General features: G+C 58.4%; 17 protein-coding genes. 3 read left to right on the top strand and 14 right to left on the bottom strand.

Annotation, left to right across the window (positions count from 1 at the left end; translation table 11 throughout):
• Positions 1-66 precede the first annotated feature (66 nt).
• Positions 67-1,344, top strand: a complete 1,278-nt coding sequence (locus tag JL015_RS01760; RefSeq protein WP_201017168.1) for a sensor histidine kinase — start codon at positions 67-69, stop codon at positions 1,342-1,344.
• Between the two features lie 142 nt (positions 1,345-1,486).
• On the opposite strand, the gene JL015_RS01755 is transcribed toward JL015_RS01760, so the two are convergent.
• Positions 1,487-2,356, bottom strand: coding sequence for a LysR family transcriptional regulator (locus JL015_RS01755; RefSeq protein WP_201017167.1), 870 nt, complete (start codon positions 2,354-2,356; stop codon positions 1,487-1,489).
• Positions 2,357-2,481: 125 nt separating this feature from the next.
• Between JL015_RS01755 and JL015_RS01750 the strand changes: the two genes are divergently transcribed.
• Both JL015_RS01750 and JL015_RS01745 read left to right on the top strand, forming a co-directional pair.
• Positions 2,482-3,234, top strand: a complete 753-nt coding sequence (locus JL015_RS01750) for a gamma-glutamyl-gamma-aminobutyrate hydrolase family protein (protein ID WP_201017166.1) — start codon at positions 2,482-2,484, stop codon at positions 3,232-3,234.
• A gap of 117 nt (positions 3,235-3,351) precedes the next feature.
• Positions 3,352-3,900 carry a cupin domain-containing protein gene (locus tag JL015_RS01745; protein ID WP_201000722.1) on the top strand — a complete coding sequence of 183 codons (549 nt, stop codon included), beginning with the start codon at positions 3,352-3,354 and terminating at the stop codon, positions 3,898-3,900.
• A 48-nt stretch (positions 3,901-3,948) separates the two neighbouring features.
• Here the strand turns inward: JL015_RS01745 and JL015_RS01740 are convergent, their stop codons facing one another.
• The 13 genes from JL015_RS01740 to JL015_RS01680 all read right to left on the bottom strand — a co-directional run bounded on the left by JL015_RS01740 (position 3,949) and on the right by JL015_RS01680 (position 22,183).
• Complete coding sequence (locus JL015_RS01740) at positions 3,949-6,120, bottom strand: TonB-dependent receptor family protein (protein ID WP_201017165.1); 2,172 nt, start codon at positions 6,118-6,120, stop codon at positions 3,949-3,951.
• A gap of 204 nt (positions 6,121-6,324) precedes the next feature.
• A complete protein-coding gene (locus JL015_RS01735; RefSeq protein ID WP_201017164.1) occupies positions 6,325-7,389 on the bottom strand; it encodes a hypothetical protein in 1,065 nt (354 codons plus the stop codon).
• 29 nt (positions 7,390-7,418) lie between these two features.
• Complete coding sequence (locus JL015_RS01730; RefSeq protein ID WP_201017163.1) at positions 7,419-9,230, bottom strand: hypothetical protein; 1,812 nt, start codon at positions 9,228-9,230, stop codon at positions 7,419-7,421.
• A 3-nt stretch (positions 9,231-9,233) separates the two neighbouring features.
• Positions 9,234-10,526: a hypothetical protein gene (locus JL015_RS01725; RefSeq protein WP_201017162.1), complete on the bottom strand. Its 1,293-nt coding sequence runs from the start codon at positions 10,524-10,526 to the stop codon at positions 9,234-9,236.
• Between the two features lie 18 nt (positions 10,527-10,544).
• Positions 10,545-11,483, bottom strand: a complete 939-nt coding sequence (locus JL015_RS01720) for a hypothetical protein (protein ID WP_201017161.1) — start codon at positions 11,481-11,483, stop codon at positions 10,545-10,547.
• A 56-nt stretch (positions 11,484-11,539) separates the two neighbouring features.
• Complete coding sequence (locus JL015_RS01715) at positions 11,540-13,927, bottom strand: hypothetical protein (protein WP_201017160.1); 2,388 nt, start codon at positions 13,925-13,927, stop codon at positions 11,540-11,542.
• A gap of 13 nt (positions 13,928-13,940) precedes the next feature.
• Positions 13,941-15,098, bottom strand: a complete 1,158-nt coding sequence (locus JL015_RS01710; protein ID WP_201017159.1) for a hypothetical protein — start codon at positions 15,096-15,098, stop codon at positions 13,941-13,943.
• The gene (locus JL015_RS01705; protein WP_201017158.1) at positions 15,077-16,516 is read right to left on the bottom strand and encodes an alkaline phosphatase family protein; all 1,440 of its coding nucleotides are present in this window, start codon (positions 16,514-16,516) and stop codon (positions 15,077-15,079) included. The genes JL015_RS01710 and JL015_RS01705 overlap by 22 nt, the downstream gene beginning before the upstream one ends.
• Positions 16,506-17,732: a metabolite traffic protein EboE gene (gene eboE / locus JL015_RS01700; RefSeq protein ID WP_201017157.1), complete on the bottom strand. Its 1,227-nt coding sequence runs from the start codon at positions 17,730-17,732 to the stop codon at positions 16,506-16,508. Before eboE ends, JL015_RS01705 begins: the two co-directional genes overlap by 11 nt.
• Positions 17,729-18,613 (bottom strand): TatD family hydrolase, encoded by an 885-nt coding sequence (locus tag JL015_RS01695; RefSeq protein ID WP_201017156.1) that lies wholly within the window; start codon positions 18,611-18,613, stop codon positions 17,729-17,731. The genes eboE and JL015_RS01695 overlap by 4 nt, the downstream gene beginning before the upstream one ends.
• 29 nt (positions 18,614-18,642) lie before the next feature.
• A complete protein-coding gene (locus tag JL015_RS01690) occupies positions 18,643-19,422 on the bottom strand; it encodes an EboA domain-containing protein (RefSeq protein ID WP_201017155.1) in 780 nt (259 codons plus the stop codon).
• Positions 19,419-20,303, bottom strand: coding sequence for a UbiA family prenyltransferase (locus tag JL015_RS01685; protein ID WP_201000703.1), 885 nt, complete (start codon positions 20,301-20,303; stop codon positions 19,419-19,421). The genes JL015_RS01690 and JL015_RS01685 overlap by 4 nt, the downstream gene beginning before the upstream one ends.
• Positions 20,300-22,183 (bottom strand): 3-dehydroquinate synthase, encoded by a 1,884-nt coding sequence (locus JL015_RS01680; RefSeq protein ID WP_201017154.1) that lies wholly within the window; start codon positions 22,181-22,183, stop codon positions 20,300-20,302. The genes JL015_RS01685 and JL015_RS01680 overlap by 4 nt, the downstream gene beginning before the upstream one ends.
• Positions 22,184-22,426: the final 243 nt, after the last annotated feature.

The following is a 22,426-nucleotide window of genomic DNA, read 5'->3' as shown; positions in this document are numbered from 1 at the left end:
ATCACTCACGCCTGAAGGCTTGAGTGATTTCGGGTCGTCGAGCATTGTCCTGTTGTCGGAAAGTCCATGGAAAACAAACACAGCCTGAAGCAACGCATCGTCACGGTTTTTGCAGTGATGAGCGCCTTGATTGCTGGCGTATTTGCAGCAGGTGTTGTTGTTACAGTCCATGTTGTCGAGAAGCGGCTGTCCATCATCACCCTTGGCAGTGAACTTCATCGGCTATTGATGATGGAGGACGCAGATGACTGGCAGCATCGGCCTTATAAGCGTTCGCTGTTCTATGTTCAGGGCGGAGCGGGTGATCTGGCGATGACGCCGTCTCTTGAGGCACTTGACGAAGGTTTTCATGAGCTGACCCGGGAGAACCGTCCTTATTACGCCATGGTCGAGTCGGTGAGTGGTCGCAAATACGTTTTATTGCGCGACCTGCATAGCTCCATCAAGCGTGAGCGAATTCTGCTGGTCGTGGTTTTCATCAGCTTTGTGTTGAGTGTGCTGCTGGCCATTCTATTGGGACGTTTGTTGGCACATCGTGTAATCGCGCCGGTTATACGGCTATCCCGCCAGGTTCGTCAGCGAGAGCAGTTCATGGGGCAGGCGCCTGCATTGGCCCCGGAATATGCCAAGGACGAAGTGGGCACCCTGGCCGTGGCATTCGACAAGACCATGGGCCAGTTACGTGCGGCGTTGGGGCGCGAGAAGCTGTTTACCAGTGACGTCAGCCATGAACTGCGCACTCCCTTGATGATCCTCATCAGTTCCAGTGAGCTGCTGCTGGAAAACCCGAGCCTCGACAAGCGCTCCCATTCACAGGTTGTGCGCATTGCCAGGGCCAGTGCAGCCATGCAACAACTGGTGGAAACCTTTCTGCTGCTGGCCCGTGCCGAAAGCAATCAACCCAACCAGGGACCGCGTTCGACACTGTCGATGGTGGCCAATGAACTGGTCGAGCTCTGGGGAGAACCTATCAGGCAAAAAGGTCTGGAGCTGATCCATGAACCCCAGGAACCCTCGGACACGCTGTATAACGCGACACTCCTGCACTCGGTCATGGGCAACCTGCTGCGCAATGCCTGGCACTACACCGATCAGGGCTTCATTCGCCTGACCCTGAAGGCGGACAGCTTTGTGGTGGAAGACAGCGGCATCGGAATTCCCGCCGAGAAGCAGCAAGAGATGTTTCAACCCTTTATCAGAGGGGATGAACAGCGCGGCGATGGACTGGGGCTGGGGCTTTCACTGGTACAACGCATCTGCGCCAACCAGCAGTGGCAAGTACTGCTGACCAGCCGGGAGCCTAATGGCTGCCGGTTTGAAGTACGGTTGGAGGGAGGGGGGTAAGCTGAAAGCTACAAGCTACAAGCTACAAGCTACAAGCTATAAGCTATAAGCTATAAGCTATAAGTCAAAAGCTTGAGGCTTGAGGCTTGAGGCTTGAGGCTTGAGGCTTGAGGCTTGAGGCTTGAGGCTTACAGCTTGAAGCTTAAATCGCGCTGCGCAGCAGCGGCGTCAGTTCGTCAAGCAGCACCTGAACCGAGCGTAATGCCCTGCAGTCGGGGCGTGTCAGTAACCACAGGTCGGTGCTGCAGCCTTCCAGGGGAGGGCTCAGCACTTCGGTGTCTGGCAGGCTGCGGGCGGTGAAGTCGGGCATGGCTGCCACGCCAAGCCCGGCGGCCACCAGTTGTGAGACGGCTGACATGCTGCTGCATCGATAGCGAGGTACGACGGCAGGGAATGCCTGCCTGCGCCAGATCACTGAGGTGTGGTCCGGCATTGAGTCGTCGGGGCTGATCCACGGCACGCAAGCCGGTGAGTCTTGCAGTGGCTCGCGATAGTCAGAATGGCCGCAAATGACATAGTGGGCGCTGCCCAGTTGTCGGCCTATCAGATGCTCGGGCGGGGTATTGGTCAGGCGCAGGGCGATGTCCGCATCGCGGCGGCTGAGGTTGGCGAATGTGTTGGAGGTCGCCAGTTCCAGGGTCAACGCCGGGTAGGACGGCATGAAGCGGGCGAGGGCGGGTAGCAACAGGCTATGCAATACGGCGTCGGTGCAGGTCAGGCGTACTGTGCCGCTGACCACGTTTTCCCCTTGTTGCAGGGCCACGCGGGCAGCATTGAGGGCCAGCTCTGCGCGTTCAGCCTGTTCGGACATGGCCTGTGCCGTGTCGGTGGGGATATAGCCACGACGGTTTTTCTCGAACAGTGCCGTACCCAATGCCGCTTCGAGCCGTCTGATGGAGCGGAATACTGTGGAGATATCGACATGCAGCAGCTCTGCGGCACGTGCCAGTGTGCGTCCGCGCACCAATGCCAGCACCAGTGACAGGTCGGCGTGACTGATCTCATATTGCATCGCTGCATACTTCCATTGCCAGAATGCCCATGCCAATTGCGGTAATGACTATCTTAGACTCGTAGCCATTCTGCGCGATAGTGGCTTTACAGGCCCTGCGCGTGCATCGTCAAAGAGGTTGAATCATGTCGAACTCTCCAATGATTGGCGTTACTGCCTGCCGTCAGCAGTTGGGCAAATATTCCTCCCATACGGCGGGTGACAAATACGTCGAGGCCGCTGCATTTGCCGGTATTCCTGTGGTCTTGCCGGCGCTGGCAACGCCCAGCGATCCTGCGCAATTACTGGCCCATCTGGATGGTCTGCTCTTTACCGGCTCGCCCTCCAATGTCGAGCCTCGCCACTATCAGGGGCCTCCCAGCGCCGAAGGCACCCAGCATGATGTATTTCGGGATCGCAACACCTTGCCATTGCTCAGGCAGGCCATTGCGCAAGGCGTCCCGGTTTTCTGTATCTGCCGGGGTTTTCAGGAACTGAACGTGGCCTTGGGCGGCAGCCTGCATCAGCGTGTCCATGAACTGCCGGGTTACATGGACCATCGCGAGCCGAAAAGTGAGCTGCTGGAAGAGCAATATACCCCGCAGCATGGGGTTCAGGTGCAGCCCGGTGGTGTACTCGACGCTCTTGGGCTGGCTCCAGGCTTTGAAGTCAACAGCCTGCACAGCCAGGGCATCGACCGGCTGGCGGCTGATTTGCGCGCCGAGGCTCTGGCGCCGGACGGTCTGGTCGAAGCGGTTTCCCTGCCGACAGCGCCCGGGTTCGTGCTGGGTGTGCAGTGGCACCCTGAATGGCAGTTCCTGGATAATCCGGTGTCGTTGCGTCTGTTCGAGGCATTTCGCGAAGCCTGTCAGGTTTATGCGCAACGCCGCAGCCAGTAAGAGTCAGGACATATTCTGTACGCTGACAAACGTGATTTAATACGCGGCTTTTGTGGGGTTGTGGTGTCTGCCATCAACCGCGCCTAATTCACCGAATATTTCTCATGTAAGGCGGCTATGGACACAGGAGCACGACTCAAGCTGGTACGCGAAAGCTACAAGTTGTCTCAGCGCGAGCTGGCCAGGCGCAGCGGTGTGACCAATGCCACGATCTCTCTGATCGAGCAGAACCGGGTAAGCCCTTCAGTCAGTTCCCTCAAGAAACTGCTTGAGGGTATTCCCATGACTCTGGCGGATTTCTTCACCTTCGATCAGCCGCCGGGGCAGGACCAGTATGTGTTCCGGGCCAATGACCAGCCTGATCTGGGGCGCAACGGGTTACGCCTGCTTCTGGTCGGAGCGACCTTGCCGAGCCGGCAGATGCGCTTTCTGCGCGAGCAATACGCGCCGGGCGCCAGTTCCGGTGACGAGCCTATCGTGCACGCCGAAGGCGAGGAGTGCGGGTTGGTCACGCGCGGGACGGTCGAGCTGACCATCAACGGCCAGACCAATATCCTCAACGCTGGCGATGGCTACTATTTCCCCTCTACCTTGCCCCATCGCTTTCGCAACATCGGCCAGGACGAGGCCGAGATCATCAGCGCCAACACGCCTGCAAACTTCTGACCCGTCCCCATCGCTTGCACAGGGCAAGTCGATGGGGGTGCAGTCATCTCAGCGCAGGCTCCACGAAACCCCGGCATAGACGCCCATGCCATCGCCCGGTGTCGAGCGGGCCACATCCTGCCCTCGGTCGTCATAACCCGGCGTCACGGTACTGGCGTAACGCTTGTTGGTCAGGTTGCGCAGGTCCAGCCAGGTCTGCCAGTCATCCTTGGGCGAGGCATAACCCAGCGTGGCACCCAGCAGCGTGTACGAGTCCGCGTAATAGGAGTTGGCGTAGTCCACGGCAATCTTTGACGCATGTTCGGTGTTCAGCCCGACATAGAAACCGGTGGGGTGGCTATAGCGCAGTTCAGCCTGGTAATAGTGCTTGGGAATGCCAGCCAACTGGTTGTCACCGAAACGATCATCATCGCGGTAGTGGAAGTCGCTGTAGGTATAGGCCTGACGCAATGCCAGCTTGCCTGCCGCGCCGCCTTGCCACAGCGGACTGTCCAGGCTGGCCTCGACCCCTTGATGAATCGTCGGGCTGGCATTGGATTCCGCAATGATCTGCGAAGTGGTCTGGGTCGCTGCCTGGGTTTCGATGCTCAGCAGTTCGTGGCGTACCTGTGAGTAGTACCAGGCCAGATCCCAGCGACCCAAGCCGTTTTCACCACGTCCGCCCAGCTCCAGAGTGGTGGCAGTCTGGTTCTCAAGCTCGACACCTGCACGTTGCAGACCGGTGGCGGCTCCGCTTCCGGCCGGGAAGAACTTGTTCGAGCCCCAGATCATCGACCACGCATGAGGCGGCTCTACCGAACGGCTGAGGTTGCCGTACACCTGCAATTGCGGGGTGAAGTCGTAGCGCAGGCCGAGGCGGGCGGCGTAATCCCAGTCATGGGTGCTGACCGGGTCGTTGACCTCGGGATAGGTGACTTCTGTCTCGCGGCGGGTATAGATGGCGGCGATGCCGGTGGTCAGCCACAGGTCGGGGACCAGTTCCAGGTCGTTGCTCAGGTGCAGGGCCGTGTCGGAGCCCAGGTAACTGTAATCCCGGGTCTTGGTGCCGACGGCAAAACCGGCGGTGTTGCCGGTGGGAATACGGACGTATTCGGAAGCGCCATTATTCGGCAAACCCTTGGTAGTACGCAGGCCGATGGTGGTGATGCTCTGATGACCGGCCAGTTGGTCCTGACGGATATAGTTCAGTGTGCCGCTGATATCGGTGTAGGCAACCTTGAGCCGGTTGGTGCCTTCGCGCAGGTCCATGGGGTAGTCGTGATAGACCAGACCGGCTTCCACTCTGGAATTGTCATCCAGATAGAACGTGGTCTTGTTGGCCAGCCAGGTGCTGCCCGGCTGCAGACGTTTGGAGTCGCGGGCCACATTGAGAGTGTTGGCCGCCCGCGGATCGTGACGGATCTGGTCTTTAGTGAGCCTGCCCGGCGTATCGTTGTCGGTTTCCCGATAGCGGAAGTAGAAACGGGTCTCGATATTCGGGTTGAAGCGGTAGCCGACGTTGGCGGCAATGCCTTTGCTGCCACCGGCGCTTTGATCCTGAAAACCGTCATAGTTCGAGTCGGTCAGGCTGACGTAGTAATCCAGATCCCCCAGCACCTGCCCGGAGCTGATCTGCCGCTTGGTATAGCCATGGCTGCCAGCTTCATAGCGCAGTTGCAGTTTGGGGGCGTCATAGCCGGTACGGGTGAGGTAATTGATCGAGCCGCCCAGGGCCAGTGAGCCCTGATCGAAGCCGTTGGCGCCACGACGCACGTCCACATGGCTCAGCCACAGAGGTTCCTTCAGTTCATAAGGCGTCCCGCCTGGACCGGTAAGCGGCAGGCCATCGAGCATTTCAAACAGCCCTGAAGCATGTGCGCCCGGCGCCCGGTTGATGCCCGAGCCGCGAATGGAAATTTTCGCGCCTTCGCTGTTGGCCGCCTTGGCGTAGATACCGGCCTGATATTTGAAGACATCTTCATTGTTGGCTACCCGGCCTTGCTCGACGTCATTCAGGTCCACGACATTGGTGGCACCCGGCACCTTTTTCACTTCCTCCCGCGATACCTCGGCGGCACTGACCGTACCGGCAGAAACCTCGATATTCGACAGATTGACGGTGTTTTCATCACTGCTCTGGGCGTGAGCGATATTGACGCAGGCGAGGGCGGCGCTGAGGCCCAGCAGTTTCGCAGTGCTCAGACGAGATAGGGGGAAAGGTGGAGTGTGTTGCAAGTGCATATGCCTTGTTCCTTGAGAACGACCGCTGTGCCGCAGAATAGGTATTCGATGCCGGACAGGGGGATGGCGTCACTTGCTGCAAATATAGGCGGGTTTTGCCCGTTGGAGGGGGCTTGCCCGCGACGGCTTCACAACAGGCACCACATTTTCAGCGCCTGAAAAATCTGTCGCGGCCAAGGCCCCTCCCACACGGTATTGAGTACATCAAGAAAACAATGCCACTCGCCGTAACCTCCCGGTCAGCGGCACCACTGTATTTTCCCGGCCGGGAAGTAGACGTCCGGTGAGTCCCATGCCTTCGCTGACGATCACGGCATTTTCCACAAGGCACAGGTTGGAGGGGGTATCCAGCTCTGTTGCAAGAACGACAACCTCTCGGCTTTGCAGGTCGCAGCTCAATAGCCTGCCGCTGAAGCGCTCGAAACCACCATGCAAGGGTTCGCCGGCCCAGTCGGGGCGCAAGGGTTGTAGCAGCCGGTCGCACAGTTCCAGCACCAGTACGCTGCCATCCGGGCGTATTGCCAGGCCGGTGGGCAGTTGCAGCCCGCTGATCAGCAACTCGATCTTGCCGGTGTCCGGCCAGACTCGTATCACCTGGCCGGCCCGGTCGACAAAATCGATACCCTGTCTGGCAGGATCGCTGCGCAACTCCCCGGAGAACAGACTGATCAGGACCGCACCGGTCGCAGGCTCATAGACCAGTGTGACGGGCACCGCTTCCTGTCCTTGAGCCAGATCAGGCAACTGAGCCAGGATGCGCTCACCTTCATTGCCCTGACTGAATTCCACCAGTTGGTTGGTATCAGGCTTGACCGCCAGCCAGCTATGACGAGCCGGGTGATAGCACAGGGAATTCAGGTTGCCCTGGCTGTGAAATACCGGCTCGGGCGGCGAGTACTGGATATCCAGGATCTTCGAGCCCTGCACATAGTCGGTCTGGCTGACCAGGCAGCGCCCGTCACCCAAGGCGATGTCCGAGACGCCCATGATTTCGTCCCGCAGCATGCGAGGCTGCATGTTCATGGCGCGAAAACCTTGCGCCAGTGTTTCGGCAGGCAGGTAAGCCTCTGGATTTTTCGGGTCCGGGCGCAGCACGCTGATACGGCCACTGAAAGTCGCATCGGGCAAGCCCGATCCGGCTTCGATCAGCAGCAGGCTGCCGTCGGGTCGTACACACAACCCACGCGGGTTCAGCAAACCTTCTGCAATGAAGGTGCTGGCACACAGATGCTCAACGGGGTGAGCGGGAATTTCAATGGGAACAGTCATGAAGCTCTCCATAGCCATGGGTGGGGCACTCATTGCTGCGGCTGCCATGGCGTACCTGTCAGGTAGGCGCTGAGCAGTGCGCGCTGGCTGGGCGACATCGAACGCACGACCGGCATATAAAGAGTGGTGCCTTTGTACTTGTCCGAGGTGCGCGCAAGGATGGCATTCTTGGCGCCCATGACCGCATCTGGCTGATTGAGCGGTACGTAGCGCGACATGGCAGGGAACGCCAGATAGTGATAGCGCAGCACGTTGGGGTACACCTGATCCCAGGTGATGATGCTGCCTTCAGGGATTCCGAAGTCTGTCTGGGAGTATTTGCGGAAGGCGCTGAAGTATGGACTGTTATCCGCAAGGGTGTACGTCAGCTTGGGAAAGCCCGCCAACGCTTCGGTCCCGTTTTTCAGGCTGATATCGATATTGACCGAATGTTGATTGGCGGGTACGGAAACCGATGACGGATAGTTCAGGCAATCGAGGCTTGTGCCAATGGCTATTTTAATAGAGGTGTCGGAAGGAACAGGCCCACCCAGATACCTGACCTGCAATGGAATCGTCAGGCCGTCAGGATGGTCTTCCAGATAGATATTTCGCTGGTCGGTGTAGAGTCTGTAGGGCGACTCGGCGATTTGTAGAGACGTCTTTGCAGGTGGATCAAGTCTATAGTTCATGACCTCGTCTGGAGCCGTGATGGTCAATGGCTGGGTTTTGACCTGCTGTGCTGTGCCAGCATCAAGCGGCAAATCCACGATACCGCCGTACAGGTAATAATTCTGCAGGTACTCATTGTCCGGAGTCAGAGTCGTGAGGGTTGTAGTACCCGCGCAGAAGTTGACAGGACCGTAATCGGCATTGGGTCCGATGGGACTGGTAATGGCAGTACGGTCGGACCTGAACGTCTCCTCAGGAATGAGGTTCACCATATCGATGCTCAATAACCCGTTGTCGCTCAGGTCTGCAAAACCGGTACCTCCTGTGTTCTGGTTGACGAGCAGCCGGCCCGCTGGGCAGATGACAGGCTCGTCGGCAAAGGCCGGTGCCAATGTGCCGATAACCCTGCCAATGCTTGGATTGGGTGTGTATTTCCTGGCTGCATAATCGGCATTCAGTTGTTTTGTGGTCAGGGTCGGGCACATCTCGAACATGACGAAGCGCAGGACGATACCGGTTGCTCCGGGAGCCTTGATGATCGATTGCAGGATTTCGCTCTGCTGGTTGTAACTGACGATGCTGTCCAGCGGGAAGGTCAACTGGAATGTGCCGCTGAGGGCAAAGGATCCTGGAGCATCCATGGTCTCAGGCCCCAGTATTCGTTGTTTCACATCCAGGCTGCTGCACACGGTATCGCAGTTGATCAGCAACTGGACATCGCCTATGTTGCCGATCTGAAGACCGCCGACAAATATCTGGGTAGTCACCACTGAGGTCGGGTCCAGATCTACCATCATCGGACCGGAGGAGCTTCGTTGGCCGGTTGCCGGGTCCAGTGAGCCGAGCAGATAGACGGGTTGCCCCACCAGGTCGCCTTGCTTGCTGATCGCTCCCGGATTGCCCTGTGAACTGATCTGCGTATCCAGTTCGACGAGATGCTGGCCATAGTGATTCCAGCCACCCTGGGTGTAACCGCTGGCTGGCGCAGTACTGGAGGGCGCATTGATCTTTTCGTTCAATTGCTCATCGGTGTAGGACTGTGCCTCCGGGGCAATAGTCGAGGTCGCCGGATCAAATAGCTTGAATCCTTTTGTATCGTTCTGAGGCACAGTTGCTGAATTGTTCGGCACGCTCACATCCGTGCTGATGCCACCCCAGAAGTTCACTCGTGGTCCATTAAGAATGCTCATGGTCTATTTCTCGTCCTTGGGGCCTTGGGGGGCGGGCTGTGCAAATTTGAACATGTAGGAAAAATCGGCCTTGTAAGGGCTGCCGACCGGTGTCGCCATGGAATGGCAAGCCATGCAACTGCTGTTGGCCTGGATGTAGCTTTCCATCGTGACGTTGGCCGAAAGTGCCGGGGTCGGCTGGCCCAACGGATTACCGGGGTTGTTCGGGTTGAACGGACGCTGGGTCGTGACGAGCTGGTAGTACTTCAGAGCGCTTTGCTGCAGGCCGGGATTGAGCTGGAACCCCTTGTTGATCAGTTCGGTGGAGAGAGCAATCGGCGTCACCCGGTTCAGCGGGTTCGGGGTCTGGAAGGTGGTGCCTGCCTTGGGCACGCACACCATCTTGTTGTCTTGCGTCTGCCAGTCGCACGGGGACTGATTGAGGCTGGCAGGATCGGCGTGGGGGTTGAAGTAGGAGTAGTTGATGCCGGGTGCCGGGTTGTCGATCCATTGGCCTCCCGACTCCTTCTTGGGTGGCACGTTGTCGATCTGCTCGAAGGTGGACCAGATCCACTGTGGATAGCCTTGCACCTTGGTGATGATGTGCAGGCCCACCAGACCCAGATAGGCATCTGCAACAGCACCGGTGGGTTTGCCCTGATCATCGAACAGATCGACCTGCGAATGAATCGTCAGGTAACGACTGGCGTTGTCGGCGGGTGTGAGGATGCGCCAGCTCGACTTGACCTCGATGACTTCGTTGGGGAATGAAATGTTGCTGGCTTTGGACACGACATTAGCGTTGTAGAAGTTGTTGTCCACGATGTAGTTGTACGAAACCTCGTTGGCCGAGATGTCGTAGTAGGTCGGGTTACCGCGTTGATCGATCAGCCAGCCGCCCACGGCCTGATCGACCGCCTGGAGTACGCCGGTGTTTTTCAGGGCCGAAATATTGATCATGCCCAGATTCCTGCCGGTCAACGGAGTATTCCAGGGGCCTGGATTACTGCCGTCCGCCGGGAATATTTCACTGACGTTCTTGTAGCTCTGCCAGACGGTGTAACCCGCATCTCCGGGTTTCTTGTTGCAATCGGGGGTTCCGCGCTGACCATCCGTTACGGGCCAGTTCAGGGCGATGAACATCTGCCAGCTGTACAGATCGAACAGGTCCTGGCCGCTTTTGGCGGCTGGAGCGCTGCCGGGAAGCTGGCAGTTGAGACTCGTCACAGACACATCCGGCATTGGCTGTTCGAGAGCTAGCGCAGGCAGGCTGACACTGCCCAGCAGCGCCAGGGCAAGACGATATCGGTTATTCATGGCATGCGTCCTTGTCTGTCAGGGCTTGTTGGGCATCAGGTTGTTCCACTGCGCCTTTTTGCCATTGCTCAGTGTGGTCGGCGGATTGAACAACTGGCAGGGCTCGGGGTTTGCCGGGCACATCTTCGCCACCTGTGCCCAGGTAGTGGCCGGGTCCGGTTTGGCTATGCGGAAGTTGGTGTAGTTCTGGCTGACGATAGGGGCATTGGCGGTGGAGACATCGCCCGAAAAGAAGAAGGATTGAGGAAGCCGGTAAGGTGGTTGCCCTTTCTGGCTGCTGGTGGCGGCCTTGAAGAATGAATAACCGAACAGGATCGGACCGTCCGGCCCCGGCACATCAAGGGCATACGCTTGCACGCTGGCGTTGAGGTTCTTGCTGCGCTCGGCGCTATAGGGCAAATGCTGGATGAAGTCCTGGCGCGGCGGGTGGTTCATGGGCGAGAACATGCAGCAGGCGGGCATGCCTTTGGGGCGGTCCTGCTCGTAAGTCAGGAAGTACGCCTTGTTGCCCAGCGACACGAAGCTGCACGTGTAGTTGTTGTCCTTGATCGGGAAGATCGGCAGGCAGTATTTCTCGTAGTGCTCCATCATTGCGCCGTAGCCATCGCCATCGGCCGGAATATAGGTCGTGTCGTAATAGCTGGTGCCCTTGGAAACGCTGTAGTCACTGGTTTTCAAGGTGGCGGGTGGGTTGCTGTAAGGCGGCGGGTTGGTCTTGTAGCTGTCGGTGGTCACCCGGTACATCGTCCAGTTGCTGACCCAGTACGCGGGGAAAAACGGATCGCTTGGGTCGCCCGGATTCCTCTTGGCAATGCAATTGCCATTCTTTTCGGTGCAGCCCGAAGTGTTATGGACACCCATGCTGAAGTAGACATCGCCGCCGTCCTGCGCAAACAGGGTGTTGCAAAACAGCAGGCTCGACAACATGAACAGCCGAATCAAAATGCTGGACTTCATACGACACTCCTTTGCAAGCGCGGATGGCCTTTCAGCCACCCGCTTTCCTGCCGGGTTTAACAGCTTTGAGGGTAATTACTCATGCTCAGCGGCATGGGCGGGTAGTTCGCCTTCACCAGCGATTGCGCCCAAAGCTCCAGCACGGCGCGTCGGCTTTGCGGCATGTCACGGGTGATGGGCATCGCCAGTGTGCTTTCTTCCTGGTATGGCTTGCCGATCAGTTTGATCAACTGATCGACCGCGCCCTCGATGCGTTTCAGGGAGTTGAGAGGCATGTACTTGGTCATGATCGGGTACAGGTAATAGAAGGGTTCGAGGATTCGTGGATAGATGAACTGTTCCCAGATCAATACACGGGCATCCTGTTGCGTACAGATGCTGTTCCAGTAGTCGACGAAGTCCTTTTGCAACTTGGGCTCCATAGGCAGCACCCGCAACGGTGCCAGGAAGTCGGTGTAGGCTTCCATGTAGTTGAAGCTGAAAGGGATCGCGGGAGGCTGATCGCCTTCCTGGACAAAGAACCTCAGGGTGGGAAAGCCGGCTGCCGTGGCGTTGATCATCACCTGGGCAATGCCTTTGGCGTCGGTCTTGATCTGTACCACGCTGTAATCCACCGTGGTGTTGCCCTGGAGGGTGCCTTGCAACTGGGTGGCATTGGCAAATGTCAGGCAATGTTTGAGGGACAGCGCTGTGGGTTCGTGCAGATAGGCCTGATAGCTGACTTTATCGCCATTGGTTCCCGTGTTGATTGCCGCAGAATGTACGGCACTCAGGCTGCGGCCGCTGCCTTTGGTTGCCTGACTCACTACCAGGGGCGTATCGATAAATTGCGGCAGTCGGGATTGGTTCTGCGAGTAGTCCAATGGATTGTTGGTGAACAGCGTGAAGTCCGGATCATTGCGGAAGGCCAGATAATAGTCGCTGGTCGTTACCGAGAAGGCGTTGTTGTATTCCGCCACCCAGATCACTGTGTCCACTGCCGGCTTGCCGTCGTACTGGACCATGATATTCAGGGTCTTGATATCACCCACATCGATGAAGCTGGCGCTTTCCACTACCTCGGCAGTCCACATCTGTTGCGTGGCGGCGGTCTTGGGTGACGAGCCCAGCAAACGCAGTTCCAGCGGCCCGCTTTGCAGCGTGGCGATGTCATCGGCGCTCAGGGCAAAGTCGAGAATACCGGCGCGCTTGTCGAACGCAAACTGCCGGTACTGCTCGAAGCCGAAGTTCGCTACCGGAGTGAATTTTCCGTTATTGCGTACGCCCACCTGGTAGTCACCGGCCTGGAATTTTTCCGCAACGGGAATGGCCGCCTTGCTGTCGACCGGATAGAACGGGAATCCGGTTCCAAGGTCCAGCGACAGGGTGTTGTTCTCAGGCTGCACCTGAGCCGAAATCACCCCAAGCTGGATAGCCACGCCAGGCGGCAGCGGGGTATCGCCGGGTTTGGTCTTGTAAACGCTGATAGGCGAGGCCGGGACCAGACGCTGCCCTGCGGGTGCGGTCGGGAATTCATCCTCGAACCATAACCCCAGTGTGCCGGCCGTGCGGCTGTAGGCCGGGTTGAAAAAGATATCGGCGACGTTATCCAGACCTTTCTGATACATGGCCTGCATTTCTGCCAGTATTTTTGCCGGGCTTTCGTTGCCTGTCGGGTGGGTGATAAAGGGCGGGTAGTCGTTGAAGATGCCGTTCTTGTCGTAGTAGGTCAGATAGGTCGAGAAGCGGAACATCAGGCCTTTGGCGTTTTGCTGTTCCATCTGCTGCTGCAGGTTCTGCAATAGAACCGAGTCGCCGATCACCCATTGCAGGTTTTCCTTGGGAAAACAGGTCTGCCAGGTGGTGGTGACATAACTCAGGCCGCCGAAGGCTCCCCAGTTGAAGTTCAGAAAACGGTCGAGCATGCGGTGCTGGCGATTGAGGGTCAGGCCGCACTGGTTGTCGCCTATGACCAGATTGTCGAAGTACAGCGCCGTGAACGTGTTCTGCCAGGGGCTGACATCAACGAAACGTGCCGCGGAGGGGGCCGTGCCGCCAAAGGGGTTGCCTGTCAACTGGTAGCTCTTGTTGACCAGGTTGTCCTGGCTGATATAGCTGTTGGTCTGCAACTCGCCACCGATGACCAGCGACTGGGTAAGGTTGTGGCTGACCGTGCCGCAGCTGTTATCGCCAAACAGGTTCCATTCGCCAGGGATACCGCTCGCCGCAGCGTTGCCGGGTACTTGCAGCACATAGTCTGGAACGGTGGGGATCGGTGCGATGGTCCAGGGCAGCAGAGTGCTGGCGGCGTTTTCGGGGGTGATGCCGTACTCGGCCAGAAACGGCCAGTTCATCTGCATCTTGACCGCGTCGTACAGCGGAAACATGTCGTTGTTGTTGGCCGTCGGCGGGTTCCAGAACATGTGGCCATTGAAATAGATACGAGGGAAATTCAACACGCTCATAGGGTCATGCTCCTTAAGGTCGTTGCCACTGGGCGCGTTTCAGCGACCAGACGAAGTCCAGTTTTTCGTAACCGGCATAGGCCGACTCGGGCAGCTCCTTGACCGGGTAGGCGAGGCCGCCATTCTGGTCGAGCGCGAAGTTGAAATAAGTCTTGGTCTTCGTTGAATAGGCCGCTGTGCTGTGACAGGCCAGGCAGTCGGAATTGCTCTGGAAAGCCGACTCCAGTTGCGAGTTGGCCAGCAACTGTCCATCGTTCTGATACTGGACGCCGATCAATTCGTATTGCGCCAGCGCAGGGTATTGAGCCTGGAAAGTGGCGTTGACCGGTTTTGCCGCCGCTGTTGGCCCGGTGATATTGGTCATGGGCTTTGCCGGAGTGTCATTGGTCACGCTGTACTTGCTGTTGTTCTTGTTTTCAAAGGTTGTCCAGACCCAGCTTGGCGACAGCTTGTTGATGACGTGCATGCCACTGAGGGCGGCATAACCCACGTTATAGGTTTTCTCGTCGTCCTCCAGGTAATAGGCCTGAATGATGTAGTAACCATCATTGGTCAGTTGCTGCATGAAAGTCTGATCGGCACCGATCCACAGCCATGAAGTTTTCAGCTCCCAGGCTGTGGAGGGAAAGTTCAGGCTGCTGGTCAGGGCCGCCTGGCCGTTCGCGTTGTAGACCTTTTGCTGCATGATGTAATTGAAGGTGTCTTCACTCATCTGCAGGTGAAAACGCACCGGCTGGCCCCGTTGCGCTGCAGGTACCTGGTTGCCCATTTGCAGAATCAGCCCGTCCACCTGCTGCACGCTGTCCAGGTTCTGGAAAGCGCGCTGCATGTTCAGGCCCAGTGTCTGGGCCTGTTTGCTCACATCGGCTGGCAACGGTTCGCGCTGGGCATAGGGCAGAGGCTGTGCGCCATTGCCCAGATAGACCTGATCGCTGGGCTTGAGGGTTTCCCAGACACGATTGGGGTTGCCTTGGGCTGCGGGCTGGTTCAGGCAGGCAAACCAGTTCCAGGCCATGGTTTCAGGGCTCTGCTGGAATGCAGTCCAGGTCGTGGCGGGGCTGCTGCCAAATTTGAAAAGGTTGGTGCAATCGAAATTGGCTGGGGTCGGCGTCTGCGCTTGAGCCAGACCGGCTACAGCACTCAGAACGGTTACACAAAGGGCTCGCCGCATGAAATCTCCTTGGCATTGGCCTGATCACGGTGTTGGTGCCCCCGGAAGTACTCCAGAAGCAGTTGCTTGACGGCTGTTGCAGGAAGACGCTCCGGCAGCTGCAGTTCGCAATTTGTAATAAGTAACGGGCCTGACTGTTCGTCGCTGGGCAAGCGTCCATGGCTGCCGCGAATCAGTCGGGTATCGAGAGGGATCAAGTCCATGTAGTAGCGAAAGCCGAGCTTTTTCTGCAGCAGGCGGCGCGCCACTTTCAGTTTCGGGAAACGAATGGCCGGGTCGATGAACAGCTCCAGCGGGTCGTAACCGGGTTTGCGATGAATATCCACGGTGCGGGCAAAGTCGGGTGCCTTGCGATCATCGAACCAGTAGTAGTAATCGAACCAGTAACCGGCCTCTGCGATGACCACCAGCTCGCCGCTGCGGGGGTGATCGAGTTGCCAGGCCTGCTGCTCGGTTTTATCCAGCACCTGCTCGATGCCCGGCTGACGTTGCAACAGGGCTTTGACTTTGGGAATGTCCTGCGCCTGCCTCACATAGATATGGGCGATCTGATGATCGGTGACGGCAAAGGCCGCACTGGCACCCGGATCCAGCAGTTCCCAGGACAGGGACTGCCGCACGTGCAGCAAGCCTTCCGAGCGCAGCACCCGGTTGATCGATATCGACTGTTGAACCGCTTCGATCCCGTACTCCGAGAGCAGCATGACCTTGGCACCTTGCTGCTCGGCAAAGCTCAGCAAACGTCCGACTTCATGGTCGATGGCCCTGACTTCATCGGCAATCGACGGATGATCCGGCCCGTGGCGTTGCAGGCTGTAATCCAGGTGCGGCAGATAGACCAGTTGCAGATTGGGCCGGTTGATGCGGAATTCGGCCATGGCGCAATCCACGATCCAGCGGCTGGACGAGATGCCGGCAGCGGGTCCCCAGAAACCGGGGAATGGAAACTCGCCAATCTGTTGTTCTATGACTTCGTGCAGTGACGCCGGCGACGAGTAAAGGCCGAACATCTTGCGACCGTCAGCGGGGTAGTGTGGGCGTGGCGTGATGGCGGCATCCACGTCGGCGTACATGTTGAACCACCAGAACAACTGGCTGCTGCGAAAGTCAGGATGCTCACGTTTGAGGGCATGCCAGACTTTCTCGCCCTGTATCAGGTCATTGGGCTGTAGCCAGAAGCGCACTTCGGCCTGATCGCGGAAATACCAGCCATTGCCGACGATGCCATGCTTCGATGGCGGCTGGCCGGTGAGAATGGATGCCTGCACAGTCGAGGTCACTGCCGGAAAGACCGGTTGCAGACTGGCCATCTGTGCATTCTTGAGTAAAGCGTTGATCTGCGGTGTGGCATCGCCCAGCAAGCCGGGTGTCAGCCCCACCACGTTGATCAGCAACAGCGGCGGCAGGTCAGATCGCATCCGCATACGCCTTTTGTCTGTTGGCGTGGGGCAGCAACAATCCCCGCTGGCGCAGTTGTGCCTCGACCCATTGCAGTTCGGCAGCGATCCCCAGCAGCAAGGCCCGTTCGGTCTGTGGCCTGATGGCCGAAGGCAGGACGTTCCAGCTATAGGTTTCCGCCTCCAGTACCGGACGGAAGTCGGCGTGGTCTGCCAGGAAGTCGAAGGTCTGGGCCAGGGCAATCTGGCTGCCGCTCAGCTCCGGCAACAGCAATTGCTCGCTGAACAGCGGCACGTGGAAATGAATCCTCAGCTCGGTGCTTTGCTCGGGGTTCTCAAGTGCCGCAGGCAAGTCGGCCCAGGCTTTCAATCGGCCTTGCGGGTCCAGGGTCTTGACCTGATGCAGATACGTGGCTTCGGCAAAGTCGCCCAGAGCGTCGAGAACCTGCTCACGGCGACTGTCATCCTCGGCGGGCAGTCGACAGATCATGGCATTGGATAACTGGATCTTGCCGACTGGAACCCCGGCCTTGCGCAGACTTTCAAGGGATTCGTAGCAGTGCTCGAAGACGACCGACTGATGGCAGACATCGAAGCACAAGGCCAGATGCTCGTGATGGGGATCGCGGGCTTGCAGGCGGTGAAAGAACTCGATGGCCTGCGTGGTGTTTTCAAGCACGCAGTCCGGTTCCATTTCCAGGCAGATCACGATCTTCTTGCCGGTCTTCTGCTGCAGGCTGGCCAGAGAAGAGGTCAGTTGCGCCAGAAACTGTTCGGCACGCTGTTGCCGTTCAGGGCTCCAGTGGGCGGCGTAACCCAATGGCACTGTCGAGATCACGCCCTGATCGCAATCTGCAGGCAATGCCTGGGCGAGAATTTCCGCCAGTTGCAGGCTGTAAGCCAGCCGCTCGGCGTCAGCCCAACTGGGCAGGTAAACCTCGGCTTTCACTGCGCCCTTGTGAAACTGGCCGTAGGGAAAACCGTTGAGTGACGTCAGCCGCACGCCGCAGTTTTTCAGCACGTCCAGAAAGGCCATACGCGCTGAATCATCTTGCAGTTCCTGAGCTGCCTGGGCGCTGATCCATAGCCCGCTTTCCTGCTCGACCAGCTTGCGTTGCTGGCGTACGCCCTGGAAATGCTGTTCGATGGAGGCGCACAGCTCAGCCAGCCCGGGCGCGGGATGCACATTGCTGCAATAGCCTATCTGGGCGGCGGTCCAGCCTGAGGCGGCGCTCATTTGACCACCGGTTCCTGGCCACGCAGGGCCGAGTTTTCCTGCCATTGCTTGCGCTGATCGATGGGCAGCGGGGTGCTGACCAGGGTCTTGTCCAGTTGTCCGCTCTGGGCGAAGAAGTCCACCGGGTTATGGAACAGCACTTGTTCAACCTGGGCTTGGGTAAAGCCGGCATCGAGCATTGCCTGACCGGTTTTCGGTACCTTGAGCGGGTCGCTGATGCCCCAGTCGGCAGCGCTGTTGACCACCATTTTTTCGGTGCCGTACTCCTTGAGTAGCGCCACCATGCGTTGTTCCGACATCTTGGTGTTGGGGTAGATCGAGTGGCCGCGCCAGCAGTCGGTTTCCAGCACCAGAGGCAAGGTCAGTTCGTTCAGGTGGTCGATGATGACCAGATGCTCGGGAATGTTGACTTCCCGGATCACCGCCAGAGTGCGTTTGGTGCCACCAATCTTGTCGCGATGCGGGGTGTGGACCAGAACTGGCAGGTGGAACTGCTTGGCCAGTTCCAGTTGGGCGGCCAGAAAACGGTCCTCGTCGGGTGTAATGTCGTCGTAGCCGATTTCGCCCACCGCCACCACGCCGTCCTTGACCAGATAGCGGGGCAGGATCTCCAGCACTTCTTCGGCTATCGAGAGGTTATTGGCTTCCTTGGGGTTGAGGCCGATGGTGCAGAAGTGATGGATGCCGAACATGCTGGCACGAAAGCGCTCCCAGCCGAGCAGCGTATCGAAGTAGTCGACAAAGCTGCCGACACTGGTGCGCGCCTGGCCCTGCCAGAAAGCCGGCTCGATGACTCCGGTGATTCCAGCGGCGGCCATGTTCTGATAGTCGTCCGTGGTACGGCTTACCATGTGGATGTGCGGATCGAAGTACTTGAGCATGGAACATCCTCGCAGTCAGAAAGGGGCAATCATTGGGGGAGTCGGGTTTCGTACTGGTAAAAGTGATCTGCCCATTCGGCCGGCAGGCGTTGCGCCTGATTCAGCTGGGCGAGTCGTTGGTGTTGCGACGCCGTGAGCAGCGCAAAGGCGATGACGTGAACCAGGCCGACTGAGACCGGGCGCTCGGCTGCAAGCTGTTCTTCCATCAGGTCCAGGGCAAGCTGGTTCAGCGAGCTGCTGCGACGTTCCGGCAGGCCCAGCAGGCGCTGGATTTCCAGGCTCATGCTCAGCGCTTTGAGTACCAGTTGATGGAAGGCGCGTTCGTTGTAATGGCTCGACGGGAAGGGGTTGTCCAGCGCAATGGCGGCAAATACCTGGCTGTTATGGGTGCGGCCGGCCTGAAGCGCGAGGTCCAGGCATTGCCCGCTGGCATCGAACCAGTCCAGAGCCTTCAGGATCGCAATCTTTTCCTGATCGTCGCCCCAGGCATAGAACTGACGCAGCAGAGGAGAGCGATTACCCGGTTCCTGATGCTTCAAGGCCTCGGCCAACAACTGCACACGTGCCTTCTGGGTCTTTGTCCAGATGGCGTTATCGGTTGTCGCCTGTTCGGCCAGATAGCGTTTGCACTGACTGCTCAGGAATACCAGGGTATTGGCCGTCGGGTTCTTCGCGATCTGTTGCAGTGCTCCTTCCCACCACTGCAACTCGGAGATCTGCAGATGACGGGTGAAGCGTTGCAGTTGTTCGGTCAGTATCTCTTCTCTGAGTTCAAGTGCCGCAAGTCCATTCGGGGCGATTTCAATCATGTCGGCTTGATCCAGCGTTGGAAGCGAGGGAGCAGAAAGAACACCAGGACACACAGCAGACTGCCCCAAGGTTGATCTGCCAATGCCAGAACCATGGCGTCGAACAGAGGCAGCGCCGCCAGACCGGCACCGATGAAGGCGCGAACCTGACGATGCTGCGGGTTGGCCAGATGACGCCAGTAATTGCGCCCCAGCCAGGCGAGCCAGATCAGCAACACCAGCCAGAACATGCCGTTGCTGGCGTAGCTGACCAGGATCAGCGGGCTCAGCATCAGAATCAGCGGGAAGCGGCTGAGTAACTGATTGCGATGTTCCTGGCGGGCCAGATAGGTCAGGCCGCTGATATAGGCTCCCAGCAGCGCCGCGCAAAGCCAGATGGGCTCGGGTGGCACACTCAGGCTGGCAGCCGCTGTCAGGTAAAGCGCCGAGCGGCAGGCGCCCATCAACCAGACGCTGTGGGGGTATTTCTTGTGCAGCAGGTTGTAGGCCAGGATAAAGCCCAGCAACAGCGCAGCGCTGCCCAGTAGCCAGTTCGGTTCTTCGATCAACTGGCTCAGGCCCAGTATCGAAACCGCGGCGACCAGAATCAGGGCGCAGACGGCCAGTGCGACCTGCTGGCGACTGACCAGCCCGAGGGTGATGGGGCGCGGGTTATCGTGTTTCTGATCCCAGTCGGCATCCAGCAGATCGTTCAAGAGCATGCCGAACAGGTAAAGCAGCGACAGCACGACCAGCAGCAGACCCCAGACCAGCAGCGAGGGTGGGGCGAGGGCGCCAGCGCTGCTGGCCAACAATGCGGCTGCCAGGGTATTGGTCCATACCGTCGGCAGGTTGGAGACTCGACCCAGAGTCATCCAGGTCTTCAAGGAGGTCTGATTCATTCAGGGCAACTCTTGGGCCATCCGAGGGGCGATGTGCTGTAGGACGACAGGCGCTGCAGGGCTTGCTCCATCAGAGCGAAATCGATCTCGTGCAGATCGGTGGACTCACCCAGGCTGGTGAGCATCGGGATGGAGAGCTGGCCGCCAAGGTGCTGCCTGAACTCTTCCAGCCCTTGCACGATCAGCGAGCGGCCTTGCGAGTCCTTGAGCAGCAGCTCTGGCGGGTTGAGGCTGAAACCGAGCTGCACGAGCAAGTGCAACAGGCGCTCGGTATCGGTGTCCGACAGCAGCCCCACCGCATTGGCGTACAGCGCGTCCAGCGCCATGCCCACGGCAACCGCTTCACCATGGCGCAAACGGTGCTGACTCAGGTTTTCCAGCTTGTGAGCGGACCAGTGGCCATAATCCAGCGGCCGACCGTTGCCCCGCTCGAACGGGTCGCCTGCGCCGGTGATATGCCCCAGATGCAGCTCCGCACAACGGCGGATGGCGTAACGGCTGGCGTTGTGTTCGAAGTCCGCCAGCGCCTGGGCTTGCTGCTCCATCCACTGGAAAAAGGCCGAGTCCTTGATGGAGGCCACTTTCACGGCTTCGGCCAGCCCGGCGATCCTGTCACGCTGCGACAGGCTGAGCAGCATCTGAAAGTCGTTGATAACCGCATTGGCCGGGCAGAACGCACCAAGCAGGTTCTTCTGGCCAAAGGCATTGATGCCGTTCTTGACGCCGATACCCGCATCGTTCTGCGCAAGCACCGTGGTCGGGATACGAATCAGGCGCATGCCACGATGGAAGGTGGAGCAGGCATAACCCACGGCATCCAGCACGGCACCGCCGCCCATGGCCAGCACATAACAATGCCGGTCCAGCCCGTGCTGCAACATGTGCTCATAGAGCTGATGCAATACTTGCGGGGTCTTGCTCGATTCGCCCGCAGGCACCGCGATGGGAGCGGTCTGCAAGCGCAAGTCGTGGCTGTGCGCGGCAAAGTAGGCATCAATTTGCGGCAGCAGATGGGGCGACGATTTGAGCAGTTGCTCGTCGGCAAAGATCAGCACCGTTACCCGGCCAGCCTGCTGGGTGGTGAGTTGTTCACGCAGGCAGTCATTTTTCGGGTCGAACAGGTGATCGGTAAAGACCACGGGGTAGTTGTAACTGACCTCGAAGCGGCCCTGCAAAGGGCGGCCGGTGTCTTTTACAAGGCGTGCTTTTGCCGTCTTGAACAGGCTCCGTCCTACGAGGAACAGACCAGGCAGCACCATACTGGCCAGTACCGTGGCCAACAGTGCGTTCTTCTCCATGAGGTAAGTGCCGATAGCGCTGTAGGCCAGGGCAAGTCCGGCATTGGCCAGGGTGGTGACCAACAGGAACTGACGCAGCGGATAGCGCTGCATGCCGGCAGCCACCACTGAGGTTTCGGCCAGAACCGGCACGCCACGAAGGCAAATCAACGACAAGGTATTGAGCTGATAGGCCAGTTGCCCGGTACTGCGCTTATTCACCGACAGACGCCCGGACAGCAAGCGAAAGTAGCCCGCGCCAAGGGCATAGCCAATGCCGGCACCGAGACAAAGGCCGATGAAGATGACGAAATAACCGCCCACACTTCCAAGCAGAGCCACCGCCAGCAGCGCCACAATGCTGGAGGGCACGGGCAGTACGACGTCGAAAGCAAGCAGTGCAATCAACAGAAGTGCGAGGTTTAACTTCTGAATAGGGTCTGACGGAATCGTCAGGCTTAAACCTGTCAGGAATTGTTCGATCTGTTCACCAAACAGCATGAAACTGGCGATGACCAGAATCGAAAAACACAGCAACGACAGCCACCAACTTCCGGCGACTCCTGTTTTAGAGAACGCACGGTACAACTGACTATGCTTCATCAAGCATCCCTCTTGATTGTTATGACGGAATGTCCTTGTCAGATATTTCAAACTGCATCCGGGGCAGGCATTACTCCTGTCTATACAACCAAACGGGTAGGGCGCCTGACTATGCAGGCTGGGAATGAATAGCAATGTAGTTCAGTGCTAGCGTTTTGCAAGTATGTGAAATGACAGAATTTGAAGGCGAAGTTCTATGGGGTCGGAAGAGTGTTTTCAGGGGGATGATCAGGCAGTTTATAA

This window comes from Pseudomonas cichorii (assembly GCF_015471405.1).
In the GTDB taxonomy this organism is placed as follows: Bacteria; Pseudomonadota; Gammaproteobacteria; order Pseudomonadales; family Pseudomonadaceae; genus Aquipseudomonas; species Aquipseudomonas serbiensis.
The sequence above is the reverse complement of the archived record's forward strand: the minus strand, read 5'-3'. Positions and strand labels throughout refer to the sequence as shown.

What these genes read in the sequence shown, in the direction of transcription:
- JL015_RS01760 (WP_201017168.1), top strand. Translation starts at nt 67, where the DNA reads ATGGAAAACAAACACAGCCTGAAGCAACGCATCGTCACGGTTTTTGCA.
- JL015_RS01755 (WP_201017167.1), bottom strand. Translation starts at nt 2,356, where the DNA reads ATGCAATATGAGATCAGTCACGCCGACCTGTCACTGGTGCTGGCATTG.
- JL015_RS01750 (WP_201017166.1), top strand. Translation starts at nt 2,482, where the DNA reads ATGTCGAACTCTCCAATGATTGGCGTTACTGCCTGCCGTCAGCAGTTG.
- JL015_RS01745 (WP_201000722.1), top strand. Translation starts at nt 3,352, where the DNA reads ATGGACACAGGAGCACGACTCAAGCTGGTACGCGAAAGCTACAAGTTG.
- JL015_RS01740 (WP_201017165.1), bottom strand. Translation starts at nt 6,120, where the DNA reads ATGCACTTGCAACACACTCCACCTTTCCCCCTATCTCGTCTGAGCACT.
- JL015_RS01735 (WP_201017164.1), bottom strand. Translation starts at nt 7,389, where the DNA reads ATGACTGTTCCCATTGAAATTCCCGCTCACCCCGTTGAGCATCTGTGT.
- JL015_RS01730 (WP_201017163.1), bottom strand. Translation starts at nt 9,230, where the DNA reads ATGAGCATTCTTAATGGACCACGAGTGAACTTCTGGGGTGGCATCAGC.
- JL015_RS01725 (WP_201017162.1), bottom strand. Translation starts at nt 10,526, where the DNA reads ATGAATAACCGATATCGTCTTGCCCTGGCGCTGCTGGGCAGTGTCAGC.
- JL015_RS01720 (WP_201017161.1), bottom strand. Translation starts at nt 11,483, where the DNA reads ATGAAGTCCAGCATTTTGATTCGGCTGTTCATGTTGTCGAGCCTGCTG.
- JL015_RS01715 (WP_201017160.1), bottom strand. Translation starts at nt 13,927, where the DNA reads ATGAGCGTGTTGAATTTCCCTCGTATCTATTTCAATGGCCACATGTTC.
- JL015_RS01710 (WP_201017159.1), bottom strand. Translation starts at nt 15,098, where the DNA reads ATGCGGCGAGCCCTTTGTGTAACCGTTCTGAGTGCTGTAGCCGGTCTG.
- JL015_RS01705 (WP_201017158.1), bottom strand. Translation starts at nt 16,516, where the DNA reads ATGCGATCTGACCTGCCGCCGCTGTTGCTGATCAACGTGGTGGGGCTG.
- eboE (WP_201017157.1), bottom strand. Translation starts at nt 17,732, where the DNA reads ATGAGCGCCGCCTCAGGCTGGACCGCCGCCCAGATAGGCTATTGCAGC.
- JL015_RS01695 (WP_201017156.1), bottom strand. Translation starts at nt 18,613, where the DNA reads ATGCTCAAGTACTTCGATCCGCACATCCACATGGTAAGCCGTACCACG.
- JL015_RS01690 (WP_201017155.1), bottom strand. Translation starts at nt 19,422, where the DNA reads ATGATTGAAATCGCCCCGAATGGACTTGCGGCACTTGAACTCAGAGAA.
- JL015_RS01685 (WP_201000703.1), bottom strand. Translation starts at nt 20,303, where the DNA reads ATGAATCAGACCTCCTTGAAGACCTGGATGACTCTGGGTCGAGTCTCC.
- JL015_RS01680 (WP_201017154.1), bottom strand. Translation starts at nt 22,183, where the DNA reads ATGAAGCATAGTCAGTTGTACCGTGCGTTCTCTAAAACAGGAGTCGCC.